The 15,578-nt window shown below is 58.4% G+C and carries 12 protein-coding genes and 1 riboswitch; of the genes, 7 read left to right on the top strand and 5 right to left on the bottom strand.

Annotated elements, in window-relative coordinates; genetic code table 11:
* Positions 1-80 precede the first annotated feature (80 nt).
* Positions 81-1,133 (bottom strand): class I fructose-bisphosphate aldolase, encoded by a 1,053-nt coding sequence (locus ACO54Z_RS05030; RefSeq protein ID WP_485996034.1) that lies wholly within the window; start codon positions 1,131-1,133, stop codon positions 81-83.
* Positions 1,134-1,478: 345 nt separating this feature from the next.
* Between ACO54Z_RS05030 and ACO54Z_RS05035 the strand changes: the two genes are divergently transcribed.
* Entirely contained in the window at positions 1,479-2,792 is a 1,314-nt protein-coding gene (locus ACO54Z_RS05035; protein WP_485996035.1) for a WG repeat-containing protein, read from the top strand.
* 47 nt (positions 2,793-2,839) lie between these two features.
* Here ACO54Z_RS05035 and ACO54Z_RS05040 read toward each other — a convergent pair whose 3' ends face one another.
* The 4 genes from ACO54Z_RS05040 to trxB form a co-directional block, all read right to left on the bottom strand.
* A complete protein-coding gene (locus ACO54Z_RS05040; RefSeq protein ID WP_366916245.1) occupies positions 2,840-3,523 on the bottom strand; it encodes a 7-cyano-7-deazaguanine/7-aminomethyl-7-deazaguanine transporter in 684 nt (227 codons plus the stop codon).
* Positions 3,524-3,533: 10 nt separating this feature from the next.
* Positions 3,534-3,995 (bottom strand): preQ(1) synthase, encoded by a 462-nt coding sequence (gene queF / locus ACO54Z_RS05045; protein WP_485996036.1) that lies wholly within the window; start codon positions 3,993-3,995, stop codon positions 3,534-3,536.
* A gap of 2 nt (positions 3,996-3,997) precedes the next feature.
* A riboswitch (PreQ1 riboswitch) is annotated at positions 3,998-4,042 on the bottom strand.
* 168 nt (positions 4,043-4,210) lie between these two features.
* Positions 4,211-5,992, bottom strand: a complete 1,782-nt coding sequence (gene lpdA / locus ACO54Z_RS05050) for a dihydrolipoyl dehydrogenase (protein WP_485996037.1) — start codon at positions 5,990-5,992, stop codon at positions 4,211-4,213.
* 51 nt (positions 5,993-6,043) lie between these two features.
* On the bottom strand, positions 6,044-6,994 hold the full coding sequence (trxB, locus tag ACO54Z_RS05055) for a thioredoxin-disulfide reductase (RefSeq protein ID WP_485996038.1): 951 nt from the start codon (positions 6,992-6,994) through the stop codon (positions 6,044-6,046).
* A gap of 147 nt (positions 6,995-7,141) precedes the next feature.
* Here trxB and ruvX point away from each other — a divergent pair, with 147 nt between their 5' ends.
* The 6 genes from ruvX to ACO54Z_RS05085 all read left to right on the top strand — a co-directional run.
* Positions 7,142-7,546, top strand: coding sequence for a Holliday junction resolvase RuvX (gene ruvX, locus ACO54Z_RS05060; RefSeq protein ID WP_485996039.1), 405 nt, complete (start codon positions 7,142-7,144; stop codon positions 7,544-7,546).
* Between the two features lie 74 nt (positions 7,547-7,620).
* Positions 7,621-7,998: a response regulator gene (locus tag ACO54Z_RS05065; RefSeq protein WP_298081607.1), complete on the top strand. Its 378-nt coding sequence runs from the start codon at positions 7,621-7,623 to the stop codon at positions 7,996-7,998.
* A gap of 15 nt (positions 7,999-8,013) precedes the next feature.
* Complete coding sequence (locus tag ACO54Z_RS05070; RefSeq protein ID WP_485996040.1) at positions 8,014-8,373, top strand: response regulator; 360 nt, start codon at positions 8,014-8,016, stop codon at positions 8,371-8,373.
* A 26-nt stretch (positions 8,374-8,399) separates the two neighbouring features.
* On the top strand, positions 8,400-8,906 hold the full coding sequence (locus tag ACO54Z_RS05075; protein WP_485996041.1) for a chemotaxis protein CheW: 507 nt from the start codon (positions 8,400-8,402) through the stop codon (positions 8,904-8,906).
* 150 nt (positions 8,907-9,056) lie between these two features.
* Positions 9,057-10,184: a methyl-accepting chemotaxis protein gene (locus ACO54Z_RS05080; RefSeq protein WP_485996042.1), complete on the top strand. Its 1,128-nt coding sequence runs from the start codon at positions 9,057-9,059 to the stop codon at positions 10,182-10,184.
* A 52-nt stretch (positions 10,185-10,236) separates the two neighbouring features.
* A partial coding sequence (locus ACO54Z_RS05085) for an Hpt domain-containing protein (protein WP_485996043.1) occupies positions 10,237-15,578 on the top strand: 5,342 nt, incomplete at its 3' end.

Here is a 15,578-nt window from a genome sequence, read left to right on the forward strand (position 1 = left end):
TGTCTGAAACTTTCGGTGGATGGCTATAAAAAGCCGGGCATCATGCCCGGCCAAAAATGAACCGTCCCCGATTCCATGAATCAGGCGATGGTCACGCCCTTGTCGAGATAAACGTCCTGCACCGCGTGCAGCAGTTCGACGCCTTCGGCGAAAGGTTTTTTGAAGCATTTGCGCCCCAGAATCAGCCCCATGCCGCCCGCGCGTTTGTTGATGACGGCAGTGCGTACCGATTCGGCCTTGTCGCTGGCGCCGCCCGCCGCGCCACCGGAGTTGATGAGGCCGATGCGCCCCATGTAGCAGTTGGCGAGCTGGTAGCGGCAGAGGTCAATCGGGTGGTCGCTGGTGAGTTTGCTGTAAACGAGGTCGTCGGTGTTGCCGAAGCCGATTTTGCGGTAGCCGTCGTTGTTCACCGCCTGTTTCTGTTTGACGATGTCGGCGCCGATGGTCACGGCGAGGTGATTCGCCTGGCCGGTGAGGTCGGCGGAACTGTGGTAATCCACACCATCGTGCTTGAAGGCGGGATTGCGGGTGTACGCCCAGAGTACGGTGAGCATACCGAGTTCGTGCGCGCGGGCAAAGGCGGCGGAGACTTCCTGAATCTGGCGGCGGCATTCCGGCGCGCCAAAGTAGATGGTGGCACCGACCGCCATCGCGCCGAGGTCAAATGCCTGCTCAACGGTAGCAAACGGTGTCTGGTCGTGCAGCGGCGGCAGAGAGAGCGTTTCGTTGTGGTTAATCTTCACCAAAAACGGGATTTTGTGCGCGTATTTGCGGGCGACACTGGCGAGGACGCCGTAGGTGGAAGCGACCGCGTTGCAACCGCCCTCAATGGCCAGCCGCACGATGTTCTCCGGGTCAAAATACTGCGGATTGACGGCAAACGACGCCCCGGCGGAGTGCTCAACCCCCTGATCGACCGGCAGGATGGAAATATAGCCGGTACCTGCGAGACGGCCATGATTCAGAATCTGCTGGTACGAGCGCAGCACCACCGGCGAGCGGTCATTCTGCGCAAAGACGCGGTCAATATAATCGCTGCCGGGCAAGTACAGCGTTTCCTTCGGGATGGTGGTGCAGTGGTGGTTGAGCAGGGATTCTGCTTCATTACCAAGCAGTTGGCGAATGTCTGACATGATGTTCTCCTGGTGAAAGTGGAGCGGTACGCAAATGCGAACCGCAGCGGCAGTATATACCTCCCATGCAAGAGTGGCGGCGGGAAACGCCCGCAATATACATACACCTTTCCCGCTACCCTGTATGTATATAGCCATCCACCGAAAATTTTAGACAAGGCGCGCTACCGAAGACAGTACATCTAGTACGGCGCGGGTTTCCCTAACAAAATGGCTTTGCCATTTTTTAGGGTGCCCGGTCAGGCGGCGCAACACCGTATGAGGCTTCCGGTGGGTGGTTATAAAGGTGCCTGCCGCGCCGCTTCATGCTACTGTTTGCCCATCCATTCACCGCCAGGGAAAGCCATGAAACACACCGCCTTGTCTCTCGTCCTCACCGCCGCTACCGCTTGCGCCGAGGCGCCGCAATACATCGACATCCCGCCCGGTTGTCCGCAAGCCATCATTGACGACAGCGCCGAAGCGGCGGGCGATGGCCTGCTGGTGTACAAACGCCTGCCGCTCACGCCGCAGGAAAAAGCGCAACTGCGACAGGCGATGCGCCTGCTTTCATCTGAAGAACGCGCGCATTTCGGCATTCATGACGGCGACGAGGCAGTCTGGCTCAACACGCACCGCTTCGTCGTGCGCAGTGCGCACAAACTGGACGCCGGCAAACTGGTGAACGGGCTGCTGCGCCGCCAGCCGCGCTACCTCAATGGCAGCGGCAAGGCGCGCTATGCCATCTACAACGAACGCGGCGACGCCCTGCCGCTGCCGTTCTACGACGAAATTACCTTTTTCAACAGCCCCGGCAGCACCCTGATACCGGTACGGCGCGGCAACTTGTGGGGCTATATCGATAGCGATGGCAACCCCGTCGTGCCGCCGCGTTACGACAAGGCGGGTGTGTTTTACGACGGCATGGCGCGGGTAATGAAAGACGGGCTGATTGGCTATGTTGATGCCGAAGGACGCGAAGTGATCAAGCCGCAATTCCGCGAGGCGCAGCCGTTTGTGAATGGCTATGCGGAAATCAAACAGCAGAGTACAGTTTGGGAATATCGCTATGCCTATATCAACCGGCATGGGGAAATTATTTCGGACTCACTGTACGACCCTGCCAGATATTATCAGAACATCGAATTGGCGGTAGTACGCCAAAACGGTCAATTCGGCTATATAGACAAAAATGGCAAAAGAAAAATTCCGCTGCAATATGACGAAGCATACGCTTTCATGGGCGGTCAGGCTAGAGTGAAAAAGGACGGAAAATACGGGTTTATCAATAGCCGTGGCGAAGCGATTACCCCCTTGGAATATGATTTTGCCGATGACTTCCCGCCTTACAGAACGACACGGTATTACGATGATGGTATGCTGGCGCGCGTCAAAAAAGCGGACAAATACGGATTTATTGATCGTCAGGGAAAATATGCCGTACCATTGAAATATGATGCGGCAAGCCCGTTTAATGGAGACTATACGGTCGTCCGTCGTCATGACAAAGAAGGATTGATTGGCGCTTGTGGCTCGGTAATATTTTCGCCCCGCTATGATGAAATTGCCTTGCCCGCGATGATGGACAATTACATTCCTTTTCGCCAGGGCGAACTTTGGGGCTATCTCTCATATGGCAAGGAAACAATTTCGCCGCGTTACCGCTTTATCTGTTTTTGAACCATGCGTGCAAGAAAAAGCCACCGTTACGGTGGCTTTTTTATGAATTACGAAGCGGTGGGCGTGGGCGAATCATCGCCATCGCCGCGCACGGTGGTGAGGCGGTTGGTCAAATAGCGCAACAGCACACCATAGGCGGGCAGGAAAAAGAGGCCGCTGGCGGTAATCTTCCACGCATAATCCGTCATCGCCAATTGCTGCCAATGTTCTGCCATAAAGGCATCGGGGCTTTTATAGAATGCAATCGAGAAAAAGAGGACGGTGTCGATAATATTGCCGAGAATAGTGGAAGCACTTGGCGCGACCCACCACTGCGCATTTTGCCGCAAATAATTGAAGACGGTAATATCGAGAATCTGTCCGACCAGATAACCGGTAAAACTCGCCAGCGCGATACGCGCGACGAATACATTAATCGGCCAAACGCCGTCAAAGCCGATGAAATGCCCATCCTGGAACATCACCGAAATCAGATAAGAAATCAGCAATGCCGGAATCATCACGCAGAAAATAATCTTGCGTGCCAGCGGTGCGCCAAAAATGCGCACCGTCAGGTCCGTCGTCAGGAAAATAAAGGGGAAAGAAAACGCGCCCCAAGTGGTATGCAGCTCGCCAATCTGGAAAGGGATCTGTACCAGAATATTACTGGCAGCAATAACGATGGTATGCCAAAAGGCGAGCCAGACGAGCGCCTTGCGCCGTTCGGCGTCGGTAAAATGAAATGCCTGCATGAAATTCCCCTTAATGCCGGTAAAGACGTTCGCTCGCGCGCGTTTCATAGGCGGTGTCGGGGCGACCGTAAACGGCGAGCGGATGAATGGCGATACCGCCGCGCGGGGTAAATTCGCCGAAGACTTCAATATATTTAGGCTGCATCAGGCGGATTAAATCTTTCATGATGATATTGACGCAATCTTCATGAAAGTCGCCGTGATTGCGGAAGCTGAACAGATAGAGCTTGAGCGATTTGCTTTCAACCAGCCTTTCATCGGGAATGTAGGCAATGCGGATGGTGGCAAAATCCGGCTGTCCAGTAATCGGACAAATGCTGGTAAATTCGGGGCAAACGAGATTGACAAGGTAATCGTTGCCGGGGTGTTTGTTGGGAAACGCTTCGAGAATGTCGGGCGTATAAGTGTGCGGCACAGCGGCCTGCTGATTGCCCAGCAGGGAAATGCCTGCGGGCTTTTCGTGTTTTGACATAAGTTTTCCTGGTTTTTTATTGTGGGAGGTCTGCGAACCACAGGGGCGCGGATTCTACCCGCACCCGCTTTTTTGTCAATATTTTTGCGGGGATAGCATCAGGCGTTTTCGCGTTAAACTGACTTTGGACTCAAAATGGCTGGCTTGCCCCGGGTAACATTTACGCTTGCGCCAGGCATAAGAAAAGCCCCCTTGCGGGGGCTTGGTGTTGGGGATTAGAACAGTTTTTTCTGCGGCGGCAGGTCGGTGCAACTGCCTTCGGCGACTTCTGCCGCCATGCCGATGGATTCGCCCAGGGTCGGGTGCGGGTGGATGGTGAGCGCGATGTCTTCGACGGTGGCGTCCATTTCGATGGCGAGCGCGATTTCGGAGATCATGTCGCCCGCGTTCGGGCCGACTAGCGCGCCGCCGATGACGCGGTGGGTGTTTTTGTCGATGATGAGTTTGGTGAAGCCGTAGTCACAACCGTTTGCCAGCGCGCGGCCTGAGGCAGCCCACGGGAAGACGGCCTTGCTGATGCTGAGGTTTTGCGCGGCGGCTTGCAGTTCGGTGACGCCCGCCCAGGCAACTTCCGGCGAGGTGTAGGCGACGCTGGGGATGACGCGCGCGTCGAAGAAGCTGTTGGCATCGCCTGCGGCCACTTGCGCGGCAACGTGTGCTTCGTGTACGCCTTTGTGTGCCAGCATCGGTTGGCCGACGATGTCGCCGACGGCATAGATGTTGGGCTGGGTGGTGCGCATTTGTTTATCGACTTTGATGAAGCCGCGTTCGTTGACATAGACGTTGGCCGCTTCGAGGTTCAGCTGGTGGCCGTTCGGCGCGCGGCCCACGGCGACGAGGACGCGGTCGTAGCGCTGCGGTTCGGTCGGTGCCTGGCTGCCCTGGAAGGTGACGTAGATGCCGTCTTTTTCGGCGCTGGCGGCCACGGTTTTGGTGCCGGTCATGATGTTGTTGAAGCGGTGGTTGTTGCGTTTTTCCCAGACTTTGACGAGGTCTTTGTCCGCGCCCGCCATCAGGGTGTCCGCCATTTCAACGATGTCCACTTTGGCGCCGAGGGTGGCGTAAACGGTCGCCATTTCGAGGCCGATGATGCCGCCGCCGATGATGAGCATCCGCTCCGGCACGTCTTTCAGGGCAAGCGCGCCGGTGGAATCCATGATGCGTTCGTCTTCGGGAAGGAAGGGCAGTTTGATGCTGCGCGAACCGGCGGCGATGATGCATTGTTTGAAGGCGATGGTTTGGGTTGCGCCGTTGTCGTCGGTGACGATGACGCTGTGGGTGCTGGCGAATTTGGCAACGCCGTGGACAACGTTGACTTTGCGCCCTTTGGCCATACCGGCAAGACCGCCGGTGAGTTTTTTGACGACGCTTTCTTTGTGCTGGCGCAGGTGGTCAACGCTGATTTTCGGCGCGTCAAACTGGATGCCGGAGCTGGCGATTTCGTGCGCCTGTTCGACGACTTCGCAGACGTGCAGCAGCGCCTTGGAAGGGATGCAGCCGACGTTGAGGCAGACGCCGCCCAAGGTGTGGTAGCGCTCGATCAGGGTGACTTTGAGGCCGAGGTCGGCGGCGCGGAAGGCAGCGGAGTAGCCCGCCGGGCCGGCACCGATGACGAGCATATCGACGGCGCCTTCGGGGGCGGGACCGCCAGGGATGGGGGCGGCGGCAACCGGTGCGGGTTGTGCCGCCGGGACGGGTTGGGCGGTAGCCGGGGCTGCGGCGGCAGGCTGGGCAGCAGCAGCGGCAGGGGCGGCGCCTCCGGCGCTGTCGAGGGTGCCGATGGTGTCGCCTGCGGAGACTTTGTCGCCGACTTTGACGGTCAGGGTAGCGATGACGCCGTCTGCCGGGGCGGGAACGTCCATCGAGGCTTTGTCGGTTTCGAGGGTGATGAGCGAGTCTTCTTTTTTGACGCTGTCGCCTGCCTTGACGAGGACTTCGATAACGTCAACGTTGGTGAAATCGCCCAAATCGGGCACGATGATGGGTTGGGTTGCCATGTTTTACCTCATAAATTTGGTTTGGGAACAAGTTATCAGTGGCTTATTGTATCACTCGCCAAGCGCTTTTTGCGCCAGGTAGCGCTCGGCGTCCAGTGCTGCCATGCAGCCGCTGGCGGCAGAGGTAATGGCCTGGCGGTAGGTCTGGTCGGTGACGTCCCCGGCGGCGAAGACGCCCGCGATGCTGGTCTGGGTGGCGTTGCCGTGGTTGCCGCCCCGGATTTTGATGTAGCCGTTGTCCAGTTCGAGCTGGCCGGCAAAGAGGTCGGTGTTCGGGCTGTGGCCGATGGCGATGAAGACGCCGTCCACGGCGAGGGTTTCTTTTTCGCCGTTTTTGTAGCGGATGATTGCGCCGCTGACGCCCGCCTTGTCGCCGGTGACTTCTTCGAGTTCGGCGTTCAGTTTGAGGACGATTTTCCCGGCGGCGACTTGTTCGTGCAGTTGGTCAATCAGGATTTTTTCGGCGCGGAAGCTGTCGCGGCGGTGAACGAGGGTGACGGTTTGCGCGAGGTTGGCGAGGTAGAGCGCTTCTTCAACGGCGGTGTTGCCGCCGCCGATAACCGCGACCGCTTTGTTGCGGTAGAAGAAGCCGTCGCAGGTGGCGCAGGCCGAGACGCCGCGTCCCTTGTAGGCTTCTTCGGAGGGCAGGCCGAGGTATTTGGCGCTCGCGCCGGTAGCGATGATGACGGCTTCGGCGCTGTATGTTTCGTTGCGCGTTTCGATGTGGAACGGCCAGACGCCGAGGTCGGCTTTGGTGACGAGGTCACGCACGATGCGGGTCTGGAAGCGCTCGGCGTGGGCGCGCATATTGTCCATCAGCACCGGCCCCTGGATGCCTTCCGCCGCGCCGGGCCAGTTATCGACGTCGGTGGTGGTCATCAGTTGCCCGCCCTGTTCCAGTCCGGCGATGAGGACGGGTTCGAGTCCGGCGCGCGCGGCGTAAACGGCAGCGGTGTAGCCGGCCGGGCCGGAGCCGATGATGAGGATTTTGCAAGCGGTCATGCGGTGTTCCTTTTGAATTTCAAGGTAAATCGGGGAAGGTTACAAGGTGGTGATTTTACGGCGCTTCGCAAGGCGGGCAAACATTAACCTTGCCTTTACCAAATTTAATGTGCATTATGATGCGCGAAGCGTTACGGAGATTTTTGGGTGGCAACGACATGGATTCTGGCGCTGGACGTCGGACAGCGCAAAACCGGCGTGGCGGTTGGTCAGTCTTTGACGCAAACGGCCAAACCGCTGGCAGTTTTGCGCCATCCCGCGCAGCAGCTTGAAGCCGCGCAGTTTGCCGCCTGGGTGCGGGAATGGTCGGTGTCGCACATCGTCATCGGCCTGCCGCGTCTGCGTGACGGCAATGAACATCCGCTGGCCGCGCCCATCCGCCGGATAGGCGCGAAGTGCCAGGAAGCGTTTGGATTACCGGTTCATTACATCGATGAATACTTGAGCTCGCACGAGGCTCATGCGCGCCTGCCCGGCGCAAAAGAGGTCGATGCCATGGCTGCCGCCGTGATTGCGGAGGACTGGCTGGCCGGTAGCAGCGGGTTGGAATAGCGCGTAACCGTCGCATTTTCGGCGGTAATCCGCTATTCTATGTCCTTTCTATTAGCGAAAATTAAGGAGTTCGCGTGTCAGATAACAAATCCGTGAAAGTGCTCATTGTGGACGATAGCGGCACAATCCGGAAAACGGCTGAAGCCATCCTCAAACGGGAAGGCTACACCGTCTCCACCGCCGAAGATGGCTTCAGTGCCCTGTCCAAAGTCATGTCGTTCAAGCCGGACGTCATTTTCCTTGACATCATGATGCCGCGTCTGGACGGCTATCAGGTGTGTTCCGTCATCAAAAGCAATGCCGCCTTTGCCAAAACGCCGGTACTGATGCTTTCCAGCAAGGACAGTATCTTCGACAAGGCGCGCGGGCGTATCGCCGGTTCCGAATACTTCATGACCAAACCTTTCTCGCGTGACGAATTGCTCAATGCCATCCGCACGCACGTTCAATAAAAGGACATTCCGACAATGGCTACCATTTTGATAGTGGATGATTCGCCCACGGAAGCGGAAGTCGTGCGCGTCATGCTGGAAAGCGAAGGGTACACCGTGCTTTGGGCGGATACCGCCGACAAGGGCATAAAAACCGCAGAAGAAAAGCACCCGGATCTGATACTGATGGATGTAGTCATGCCGGGCATGAGCGGATTCCAGGCGACGCGCAAACTGATGCGCAATCCTGATACCCGCGACATTCCCATCCTGATGCTGACCACCAAGGATCAGGAAAGCGACCGTGCATGGGGATTGCGCAATGGTGCGCGAGAATATTTCGTCAAGCCGCCGGAAAAAGAGGCGCTATTGGCACAAATCAAAACCTTGATATGAACAGCGAGAATACAAAAGCCACGGAAATGACGCCCTTTGCCGTGCTTTGCGATTATGTGGAAAAAGCGGAAGCACGCAAAAAAGTGGTGGATACCTATCACGCTGCGGGAGAAAGTTACCTCGCCTTTACGGCGGGCAACAAATACTACCTGCTTGACATGAAAATGGTGCAGGAAGTCTCCACCAGCATTCAGGACATTACCCCGCTGCCCTTTACCCCTGGCTGGTTGCTGGGGCTTACCGGGGTACGCGGCGAAGTATTCTCCGTGGTCGATTTCAAACGGTTTGTCGATCCGACCCTTGCCCCGCAAAGCGTCAAAATCCGCAGCGGATTTATCATCCTTCACAATGAAGGACAGGGTTATATCCTGAAAGTGGATTCCATTCAGGGAATCCGCTCCTGTGAAGTATCTTCCTACCAGTCCACGCGCAGTTGGCTTGATGGCCAAGCCGCCATGGATGGACTTCAATGGTTGCGCATTGATTTGAAAAATCTGGTAACAGATACCTCATTCATTCAAAACGTACAATAAATAAACGGGTGATTTATGTTAAGTTCAAAAAATCGGGTGAATGTTGCCAAAGGCAGCGGCAGCAAATTTTACGTCCCTGCCATTGCAACCTCCGCCGTTGTCGGCCTGCTGGCATTAATTAGTCTGGCATTATTGTTCACCAATAGCGTTATGCTAAACCTCGTATTACCGTTAATGGTCGTCCTTACCGGTGCCGCCGGTTTCCTTTGGTACCAATTCGTTGGCGAGCAATACTCCAAAATCCAGAATGTTTCTACCGAAGCCGAATTTCGCGCCAAACGCGACCAGGACGCCATTCTGCGCCTGATGGATGAACTGGCCGAATTCTCCAATGGTGACTTGACGGTAGAAGCACAAGTGACCGAGGACTTCACCGGGGCGATTGCTGATTCCGTCAATTACGCCATCGAATCTATGCGCGAACTGGTCGGTACCATTAACCGCACCTCAACCCAGGTATCGAACGCATCCAACAGTACCCGCCTGATTGCCGAACAAATGCAGACCTCTTCCACCGAACAGGCGCAGAAAATTCACTCCATCGCCAAAATCATCAGCGACATGGTGCGTTCACTCGACCGCGTTGCGATGAGTACTGCTGACTCTGCCGAAATCGCGCGCAATTCCGTCAGTATCGCGCGTGAAGGGGCACAACAGGTACGCAATACCATTAACGGCATGAACAACATCCGTGGCAACATTCAGGAAACCCGCACCCTTATCAAACGTTTGGGCGAAAGCTCGCAAGAAATCGGCAATATCGTTGAAATCATCAAAAGCATAGCCGACCAGACCAACATCCTTGCACTCAATGCTGCCATTCAGGCGAACTCCGCCGGGGAAGCGGGACGCGGTTTTGCCGTCGTTGCCGACGAAGTACAACGCCTCGCCGAGCGCTCCTCCAATGCAACCAAGCGGATTGAAGGACTGGTTAAAACCATCCAGAACGATACCAATGCGGCAGTCGCCTCGATGGAACGCTCCACCAAGGAAGTCGTTGACGGGGCAAATATTGCAGAAGAAGCGGGTACGGCACTCAGCAAAATTGAAGACGTCTCCACCTCGCTCGCCTCGCTGATTGAACGGGTTTCCGAATCCACCCGAAAAGTTTCCACCATGGCGGAAAATATCGCGAGCGATATGTCGCAGATTAACCAGATGGCAGTCACGACGACCGAGAACGTCATTAAGACCTCCGACTCCATCGAAAACCTGAGCGTACTCTCGCAAGAACTGAAAAACTCCGTATCGGGCTTCAAACTGCCGGTAGGATATTAATCAAAAACAAACAGGATTTGGCATTCGTGCCGAATCAGGTACAGGAGTTTTCATGGCAAGTGAATTAGGCAATCAACTATTGGCGCGCGTCCAGACTGAAATGGCGCGCAATATCGCCACCATAAAACGGCAACTCATCGAATGGCTGGAGCGTCCCGAATCCGGGGGCGTGGACGCCTTGCGCGAAAGCATGGCAGAAATCAGCGGCGGCCTGTCGCTGATGGAACAGGAAGAAGCGGTCGCCTTGGCCGAGGCTATTGTTGCCGGTGTGGAAAGTTTGGACCAGGGCGTCAACGAACACGGCGTAAACGCCTCGTTTGCCGACAAGGGTGCAGAAATTGCCTCCGGGCTATTGGTGCTCGCCGATTACATCGAACGACTGGATCATATCAGCGACACGCAAAAACAATCGGTCATGCAGGCGACGGCAGCCGTCAAAACCCTGCTTGCCGGTGGTGAAAAAATCCAGGTCACGACGCAACCGTTCATTAGCCGCGAAACCTATCAGGCACTGGCAAACGAAGTCAACAAGATTATTGAAGTCGCGCGTAACCAGATTGAGCAGCATATTCGCAATCCGGAGGCACCTTTCAATGCAGAAGGGATTGCCGGGCAGAATGAAGATCTGATTCACCTGTTTGAACTCCTCGAACTCAAAACACCACAATTATTATTGGCCCAGGTCAATCAAAAACTGGGCGAATCGCTGACGGACGCCCAATGGATTGAAGTGGCCGAAGCCCTGATTCTGGTGCAGGAAACGCTGAAACAATTGCAGGAAGACAGCACGGGCAAAACCGCCAATAATTATGCGGAAGCCCTGCAGGCGCAGGTGGAACATTCGCGCCAACTGGAAATCAAAAAACTGGTGCGCGATACCGGTGCAGTTGGCAAACAATTTTTTGAATCCTTGCGCAAGGAAGTTTTGCAAGTCGAGACGGTCAAGGCGGAACAGCCGTGGCATGAAGCAACAAAACAGTTGGTGCATTACAGCGCCGTGACCGCTTTGGTCGGATTGAAAGAGCTGTCTGCCCAACTGCAACAATTGGCGCTGCTGTTTGCCGAATTTACCACGCAGAATGAGCAAACCCTTGCCAAAACCTATGTGCCGGTTATTGATGCACTGGTCGCAGTCGAATACCTGTTTGACGACTTGGCAGAATCCGGCAAGGTATCCCTGCAAGACGTCGCTTTCCTGAAAGAAGCGGTGGGCAATATCGAAAAAATCAGCCCCGCCAGTGCCAAGGCAAAAGCCCTGTTCGTCGAACTTGCCAACATGGCGCCGCCGGAAACGGAAGATGATGCGGAAAATACTGGTGACATCCAGGAATTCAAGGACGTTTTGGGCGCGGGACTGGAAGTACTCGCCGACGATTTCTCCGTATTGGAAGATTTGGAAGAAGAAATCCCGGCAGAAGTAAAACCGGAACCGACGCCGGTCACGCTCGCCAGCCACACGGCAACAGCCGCCGCGCCGCAATCCACCCTCGGATTCGCCCAACACGCACAAGAAAACGCCGGTGCCGTGCCGGTGCGCAGCAGCAATGATGCTGCCGCAGCGGCCATGGTAGGTGGCGTTGCGGCAGCCGGTGCCGCAAATGCCGCTGCAAGCGCCGCCGCTCCGGCGGTAGCGCCCGCAACCCCTGTCGCGCAACCAGCTGCAACTGCCGCGCCCGCCCCGGCGAGCGAAACCGCTGCGACAGCGTCAGATACGGGAGCAGTTGCCCCCGCATCCGAAAGCCCAATTCCGACAGGCGAAGCGGCTGCCCGCGAAGCAGATGAAACAACCGCGACCGCTACGGGAGCCACAGATGCCGGTGCAAGCGCACATGGCGCAACAGCTACTCCGGCAGAAGAAGCCGCAACTTCTGCGACACACGAAACTGCAACAGACAACAGCGAAGTTGCGGCAACCGACGCCGCAGAACAACCGCACGCGGACGCAGACCGCGCCGATACCCGCGAAGAACCCGCCGCCATTACCGTCGCTGCTGCCAGCGATACCGCAGCATCCGGCGGGCGAGGTGCCGTGGTGGGCGTTCCCTATTTCGCGGACAAATCCCTCACCGATTTGGAAAAACTCGACATCCCCGCCGAGAAGGCGAGCTTTGTCGGCAGCCATGCCGATGCAGTCATGGACGAAGAAATCCGCGAGTTCTTCAACGAAGAACTGGGCGAAATCGTCGCCACCATGAACGACGCCTACCCGCAGTGGCACGAAAATACCGCCGACCCGCAGCTCACCACCGACATCCGCCGCGCCTTCCACACCCTGAAAGGCTCCGGGCGCACCGTCGGTTACGAGGCGCTGGGCGAATTTGCCTGGCAGCACGAACAACTGCTCAACCGCGTCATTGAAAAAGACTTTGCCGCCAACTCGCTGGTGCGCGACACCGTCGGCGATGCCATTTCCCTGCTCAACGTACTGCAACAACAGGACGAGTTCGTCGAGCACAAAGGCGCGTTGCTGCAACAGGCGCTGGTCGCCGAACGGGTACGCCTGTCGCTGATGGACGCGCCGCAAAGCGAACAGGACGCGCTGGACGCCCTGTCGCGCCAACTGCGCCTTTCCGACAGCGGTGCCGGTACCGCACCTGCCGCTACCGCAGCCGTACCGGCGGGAGAAAGCGCGGCGCCAGCCAGCGAAGACTGGTCGGCCTTTGACGACATTACCCTTGCCGACGAACCTGCCAGCGCGGCCGAAGCACCCGCCATCGCCCTCACTACGGACAGCGGCGAGGCGGAAACCCACGCCGCCGCTTCATTCACCGCAACCGCCGAGACAACAGGCGACAGCAACGCGGCCATCAGCCTCGCCAGCGACGACGACGCCCACGACACCGCCACCGCTTCATTCACCGCAAGCGCCGAAAGCACAGGCGACAGCAGCGCGGCAATCAGCCTCGCCAGCGATGACGAAACCCGCGCGCCCGCCGAAACCGTTTCGGCGGAAGCGCCCGCTATCAGCCTTGCCGACGACAGCGTTTCCGCACAAGAAACCGCAATCGCATCCGCAGCCCCCGCCGATTTCAGCGGCGAAGAAAGCTACGACAAGGCGCTGCGCACCCTGCAACGCGGTCTGCGCATGGGTGAGCCGGATGCCGATATGCAGGCGGCGCTGGCCGAAACCATTCGCCGCCAATGGCAACAAAGCGTTGCCGACGACCCGGCGCTGCGCGAAGCGATGGCACAAAGCCTGCTCGCCAGCTTCCAGCGTGAAGGCGGGGCGCAGGCACAATGGGTCGCCGACATCCTTGCCCAGGCGAATGCTGCCGGTGATGCCGCCGTCCCGGTACAACCCGGCCTCACCGCGCCAGTTGCTCCCGGCGTACCGCAACACGAAACCCCGCACGGCATCAGCGAACAGGCCTACAACCGGATGCTCAGCACCCTGCGCCGCGGCCTCGCCACCGGTGCCGACGAAGATATGCAGGCGGTACTCTCCGACAGCATCAGCCGCCAATGGCTGCAACAGGGCATCGCCACCGAAGGCGAAACCCGCGACGACATCATCGCCCACCTGAAAGCGGCGCTCGCCAGCGAAGGCACCGTTGACGAAAACGTACTGGACGCGATGCTTGCCCAGGTGCCGCACCGCGTGCCGAGCGTCCTGCCCGAAGGCGTACGCCAGGACTCCTACGGCGTGATGATGGACACCCTGCGCGCCAGTCTGGACAACGCCTCCAGCGCCGACATCCAGGAAATGCTCGCCACCGCCATCGGCAACCAGTGGCAGAACCAGAACAGCCTGCAAGACAGCGCCGTCCGCGCCGCCGTCGCCGAACAAATGGCGGCAGTATTGGGTGGCGACGGCCACGAAAACGCGGCGCTGGTCGAAGCCGTGCTGAACCGCGCCGCCGAAAAAGCGCGCGAAACCCCGGCAGGCCTCAACCCCGCCGACTACGAACACCTGCTTGAAACCCTGCGCAGCCGCATGGGCGAAGCGCAGAGCGACGCCGCGCAAGACGCCATCGCCGCCAGCATCAGCAGCCAATTGCAAGCGGACAACCGCCTGCAAGACGAAGCAACCCGCGACGCCATCGCGCAGCGTGTCATCGCCGCCCTCGGTGGCGCAGGCGAAACCGACGCCGCCGCCGTTGAAGCCATTCTTGACCGCGTCGCCGCCAAAGTCGCCGGACAACAACCCGCACCGGCGGCCTTGCCCGCAGGCGTCCGCCCCGAATCCTACGGCGCGATGCTGCAAACCCTCAGTGGCGGACTGGCTGCCGCACAAGGCGACAACGCCGCTGCCGAGGCGCTTGCTGCTACCATCGGCGCGCAATGGCAGGAACAACACAGCCTGCAAGACGCGGACACCCGTGCTGCCGTGGCGCAACAAATCAGCGCCGCCCTCGGCGATGAAGCTGATGCCGCCACGGTTGAAGGCATCTTGAACCGTGCCGCCGTGCAAGCCGCCGCGCTGCCCGCAGGCGTCAAACACGAAGCCTATGGCGCGATGCTGCAAACGCTGCGTGCCGGCATTGGCGAAGCGCAACACAACGAAGCCGCCGCCGAAGCGCTCGCCGCCACCATCGGCGCGCAATGGCAAGAACAGCATTCATTGCAAGACGCCAGCACCCGCGCTGCCGTGGCGCAACAAATCAGCGCCGCATTGGGCGGCGAAGCCGATGCCGCGACCGTCGAAGGCATTTTGAACCGTGCTGCCGTTCAGGCTGCTGCGCTGCCGCAAGGCGTCAAACACGAAGCCTATGGCGCGATGCTGCAAACGCTGCGCGCAGGCATTGGTGAAGCGCAACACAATGAAGCCGCTGCCGAAGCGCTTGCCGCCACCATCGGCGCGCAATGGGCGGAACCGTACAGTCTGCAAGACCCCGCTGCGCGGGCAACGGTTGCCGCACGCATCAGCGCCGCATTGGGTGGTGAAGCGGATGCCGCCACGGTTGAAGGCATTTTGAATCGCGCTGCCGTTCAGGCTGCTGCGCTGCCGGAGGGCGTCAAACACGAAGCCTACGGCGAAATGCTGCAAACGCTGCACGCCGGAATTGGTGCTGCACAAAGCGACGAAGCCGCTGCCGAAGCGCTTGCTGCCACCATCGGCGCACAATGGCAAGAACAACACTCGCTGCAAGACGCCAGCACCCGTGCTGCCGTGGCGCAACAAATCAGCGCCGCCCTCGGCGGTGAAGCGGATGCCGCAACCGTCGAAGGCATTTTGAATCGCGCTGCCGTTCAGGCTGCCGCGCTGCCGCAAGGCGTCAAACACGAAGCCTACGGCGCGATGTTGCAAACGCTGCGCGCGGGCATTGCCAATGCACAAGGTAACGAAGCTGCTGCCGAAGCGCTTGCCGCCACCATCGGCGCGCAATGGCAAGAACAGCATTCATTGCAAGACGCCAGCACCCGCGCTGCCGTGGCGCAACAAATCAGCGCCGC

This window comes from Cardiobacterium sp. (assembly GCF_057314735.1).

Coding starts and splice junctions, on each gene's coding strand:
- ACO54Z_RS05040 (WP_366916245.1), bottom strand. CDS start 3,523: ATGCAGGCATTTCATTTTACCGACGCCGAACGGCGCAAGGCGCTCGTC.
- ACO54Z_RS05070 (WP_485996040.1), top strand. CDS start 8,014: ATGGCTACCATTTTGATAGTGGATGATTCGCCCACGGAAGCGGAAGTC.
- ACO54Z_RS05035 (WP_485996035.1), top strand. CDS start 1,479: ATGAAACACACCGCCTTGTCTCTCGTCCTCACCGCCGCTACCGCTTGC.
- ACO54Z_RS05080 (WP_485996042.1), top strand. CDS start 9,057: ATGCTAAACCTCGTATTACCGTTAATGGTCGTCCTTACCGGTGCCGCC.
- lpdA (WP_485996037.1), bottom strand. CDS start 5,992: ATGGCAACCCAACCCATCATCGTGCCCGATTTGGGCGATTTCACCAAC.
- ACO54Z_RS05075 (WP_485996041.1), top strand. CDS start 8,400: ATGACGCCCTTTGCCGTGCTTTGCGATTATGTGGAAAAAGCGGAAGCA.
- trxB (WP_485996038.1), bottom strand. CDS start 6,994: ATGACCGCTTGCAAAATCCTCATCATCGGCTCCGGCCCGGCCGGCTAC.
- queF (WP_485996036.1), bottom strand. CDS start 3,995: ATGTCAAAACACGAAAAGCCCGCAGGCATTTCCCTGCTGGGCAATCAG.
- ACO54Z_RS05030 (WP_485996034.1), bottom strand. CDS start 1,133: ATGTCAGACATTCGCCAACTGCTTGGTAATGAAGCAGAATCCCTGCTC.